This is a genomic window from Listeria rocourtiae subsp. hofi, assembly GCF_963575615.1.
In the GTDB taxonomy this organism is placed as follows: Bacteria; Bacillota; Bacilli; order Lactobacillales; family Listeriaceae; genus Listeria_A; species Listeria_A hofi.
Genome location: NZ_CAUYTL010000072.1, coordinates 1 through 3,963, shown reverse-complemented (window position 1 = coordinate 3,963; position 3,963 = coordinate 1). Strand labels below are relative to the sequence as shown.

The following is a 3,963-nucleotide window of genomic DNA, read 5'->3' as shown; positions in this document are numbered from 1 at the left end:
CTAAAAAAGCATCTAAATCATTAAAATCAATGTTTTCAGCATGATAGTACTTATAAATATCATCAATGGTGCTTTTTTCGACAGGGCTTAGTTCTGCTGCATAACCTTGTTTTATTCGCGTTAAACAAACGCATATGGCGATTGCATACTCCATTCGTGAACTGATTGAAAAAAAGACGCCCATATGTGCTTCAAATTTTTGAATAAAGCGATTGATTTGCTCAAAGCTAATTTCCTCACTGATCCAGCCGGAATAAGGATGGCTTCTGGTAAAGAGATGGGAAAAATAAAAGCGAATGTTAATCTCATTTCCTTCAATTTGTAGAGGCTTATTCTTTAATATAAGCCTACTGCGAGCCAAGAAAGTATCAATCTCTTTTAGCTTCAAATAAAAAGAAGCAGGGCTAATAAAGTTTTTTTCCGCCCATTCCGGTATAGTCAATTTATCATTATGAAAGATGGATACAGAGAGTATAAATAAATCACTATGAGTAATCATATAAGCTTGCAAAAAATCAAAATTGATATCAGGAGCTGTTTTTAAAAATAGACGCTTATCTTCTTCATAGATGTGAGCCATTTCCATAGGACAGGTAGAATTGAATAGTTTTACATCAGCGTTTAACGTATTTAATGAGCACTCCACAGATGCAGTTAATTCTTTTTTGCTCAGTGGTTTTTCTGCAAAAAATAGTATGTTGAGCATTTTTAACTTCCGATAATCAGATGCTGTAATAATATCTTTCATTATAAAGCCCCTCCATCCCTTACTTCTATACATTCATGATAAAATAAGCACAAAAAAAGTGCAAATGATAAAATACTTAACGCGCTACAAAAAAATAGGAGTTCAAAAGTTTGCAACACTTCTGTCTTTAAAAATCCATAAATCTAGAAAACAAAGGGAATATCTCATGTTACGATCGGTATTATAATTATAAAAAAGACTATAATCGAAAAGAAAGTGAGAATAACGAATGAATAAACAAGTAGCTGAGATGAACTATTTATATAATGCGAGCGTTGTAGAAAAGGAATTTAGCACAGAAAGGCTTCTACAGTGTTTAAAAGAGGATCATATGTATCCTATCGAAGGAATGATCAAACAGTACGAAAGATATGAGCACATGATAAAGGAATCGGAAAGCATAGAAGAGGTTTTTTTTATTTTATCTGGGTGTATTATTGCTTCTAGAGGAAAAATGCGAATTCCCTACTTTTACGGAAGTCAAGATATTATTGGCCTAGAGAATCTAACAATGGAAAGCCAATCTTCTTATTCGTTCGAAGTAATTTCAGATAAGGTCAAGGTAATGAAATATAAGAAAGAGGATGTTATAAAGAAGCTATTAAACACGCAAGAAGGCTATTTATATCACTATGTATATATGCAAGATCGTTTCACACAAATAGTAAGAAGAGAACAGTTATTACGATTAAACGCTGAAGAGAGGGTGATGTTAGCCCTTATTATATTATCCGAAAGATATGGTGAAAGGATAGTATCATCCACTATTTTCAGATTTCCGAAGTCCATCAATAAAGGATGGCTTGCAAGGTATACAAATCTAAACCCCAATACAATCACCATCGTTCTTCAAAAGTTACACCAAGAAAATATATTATCGAGAAATCAAAAAGGTTTTTATGTGGATATTTCTATATTGAAGGCGAAAATAGCCCATATGTTTTGATAATAACACATTGTCTTAGGAAGATACTACTGCCTTTTGTAAAACGCTTTTCCTTACCAAACACACAAGCACTTATCAAAGGAAATGAAAAAACGTTTCATTTTTTTAGAAAAATGAAACTATTGTCCGATTAGCTGGTAAAGTATAAGTAGGCAAAGGAAAACCAAGCATACCACATAGTTGAAGGAGGACAAAACATATGAAACAGAAATTAGAGATGATGAGCCTTTTGTATAATCAACGCTATATCGAAAAGCAGTTTAGTGAAGAAAAATTCCAATTTTTTTTAGAAGAAGATACGATTTTTCCACTGGAAGGGAGACGTAAGAAATATCGAAAAGGCGATATGTTAGTAGCAGAGGAGGATGAAGTAGACGATATTCTTTTCATTGAGTCGGGGTACTTGATGGCCATGAAGGATGAGGAAAATATCATCGACTTCTTGGGACCACAGGATATTATTGGATTGAGCAATTTGTTACTAGGCAGTCCATCTGACTATGTTTACCAAGTCATTTCCAATGAGTTGACTGTCCTAACATACGCGAAGGCAGATGTGATTGATAAGGTAATGAATACGCAAGAAGGATACTTTTATCATTATGTACACATGCAAAATCAAGTCACCCGGATGATGGAGAAAGAGGCATTACTGCGACTCCCTTCTGACATACGTATCAGCCTAACGCTTCTGCATTTTGGGAATAAATTTGGCGAAAGGATGCAAGATACACCAGATACGATCTGTTTTCCAAAACAAATTAGTAAAGGCATGTTAGCCCAATATACCAACTTAAACCCTAATACCGTTACGAACATCCTCCAAAAACTGCAAGCAGAAGAGATACTCTTTTCGACAAAACGAATGATATATTTTGATACCTATAAATTACAAGAAAAATTGGATGTTCAATAAATAGTAACAAATAGGGGGAAGCCATTCTAGAAATGTGGAAAATGCAGTTGAGAAACCCTGTTACTATTAATTTTGTACCAAGCAGTGACCTAGAAAAGAAAGAGGAGTGATTGTATTCGTCCATGAATAATCGCAACAGACGCACTATTTCTCTAAAGAATTGACAAAGAAAATGAAATTGTTATAGAAAGACAGATGCATTAGCAAAACCTGCTAAACTAAAGGTAAGCTAACAAATAAAAAAAGAAAGAAGGAATGAAAAATGAAAATGAAAAAATTAATGAGTGTGGTTGCTTTAACATCGATTATCGGAACAAGTGTGGTAACGCCATTTAATGTCTTAGCCACACCAGCTGCAGCATCGGAACAAGCAAGTAACAACAATGTGACTAATCCAAATCTCATCAACCTATCTTCAGAAGCGACAAAATTAGAAACTGGTCAATATACGTTAACTAATTGGAATTGGATAAGTGGCGGTAATAAATGGACACTCGATGAAGCAAGTAATACCTTTAAAGCTACGAATTCATTTAATGTGACAGCCAATGTGACTATCGAAGATGGCAAGAGTATCACACTTACAACGGACGCCACTAGATTCAGTAGCGGTACGGCTACAGGTATACAGGTTGGACAGCCCATAGCTACAGAAATTGGCAAGGAGTACACTTTTTCTGCAGACTTCGAAGTGTTAGAAGGTGACGGGAAGTATGGTGGTGCCATATACGCCTATACTGAAAGTCCTTTGACACAAATAGCATCTGCAAGCAAGGGCGGGAAAACAGGAACGCTGACTACCACCTTTAAAGCAACGAAAACATCTACATTGCCTAATTTCAGATCATACGCGGATAAAGGAAAGAAAGATGTCATCAAGTATTCGAATATCAGTCTAACGAAATCAACTGCACAAGTGGCCAAAGACGATGTCGCTACACAAAACACAGCGCGTGAAGCTGTCAATAATTTATTTGAAAACAAAAACCCACAAGGCAATATTACAGCGGCTGTGACAGAAGACAGCATTGCGAATGCCCAAAATCTAGTGGATCAAGTAGTAGACGTAACGAAAAAGGCAGAGCTACAAGCCGATTTAGACAAAGCAAAAGCACAACTAGCGGATAAAGTCGCGAAGGCACAGGCAGAAAAAGAAGCGCAAGAGAAAGCGCGTGAAGCCGTCAACAACCTGTTTGAAAACAAAGATCCAAATGGCACGATCACAACAAGCATCACGCAAGCAGACATCACGAATGCGCAAACTCTCATCAATCAAGTAACGGATGCGGATAAAAAAGCAGCTCTACAAGCCGATTTAGAGAAGGCAAAAACACAACTAGCAGACAAAGAAGC

At 36.1% G+C, this 3,963-nt stretch carries 4 protein-coding genes; 3 read left to right on the top strand and 1 reads right to left on the bottom strand.

Annotated features, from left to right (window positions below; genetic code table 11):
• A partial coding sequence (locus tag R8925_RS15705; RefSeq protein WP_430536726.1) for an AcpB/EbpR/MafR family transcriptional regulator occupies nucleotides 1–748 on the bottom strand: 748 nt, incomplete at its 3' end.
• 229 nt (nucleotides 749–977) lie between these two features.
• On the opposite strand from R8925_RS15705, the gene R8925_RS15700 reads away from it, so the two are divergent.
• The 3 genes from R8925_RS15700 to R8925_RS15690 all read left to right on the top strand — a co-directional run.
• The gene (locus R8925_RS15700) at nucleotides 978–1,694 is read left to right on the top strand and encodes a Crp/Fnr family transcriptional regulator (RefSeq protein WP_430536725.1); all 717 of its coding nucleotides are present in this window, start codon (nucleotides 978–980) and stop codon (nucleotides 1,692–1,694) included.
• Nucleotides 1,695–1,893: 199 nt separating this feature from the next.
• Nucleotides 1,894–2,610 carry a Crp/Fnr family transcriptional regulator gene (locus tag R8925_RS15695; RefSeq protein ID WP_430536724.1) on the top strand — a complete coding sequence of 239 codons (717 nt, stop codon included), beginning with the start codon at nucleotides 1,894–1,896 and terminating at the stop codon, nucleotides 2,608–2,610.
• Between the two features lie 262 nt (nucleotides 2,611–2,872).
• A partial coding sequence (locus R8925_RS15690) for a toxin Cry1Ac domain D-VI-related protein (RefSeq protein WP_430536723.1) occupies nucleotides 2,873–3,963 on the top strand: 1,091 nt, incomplete at its 3' end.

What these genes read in the sequence shown, in the direction of transcription:
- R8925_RS15700 (WP_430536725.1), top strand. Translation starts at nt 978, where the DNA reads ATGAATAAACAAGTAGCTGAGATGAACTATTTATATAATGCGAGCGTT.
- R8925_RS15695 (WP_430536724.1), top strand. Translation starts at nt 1,894, where the DNA reads ATGAAACAGAAATTAGAGATGATGAGCCTTTTGTATAATCAACGCTAT.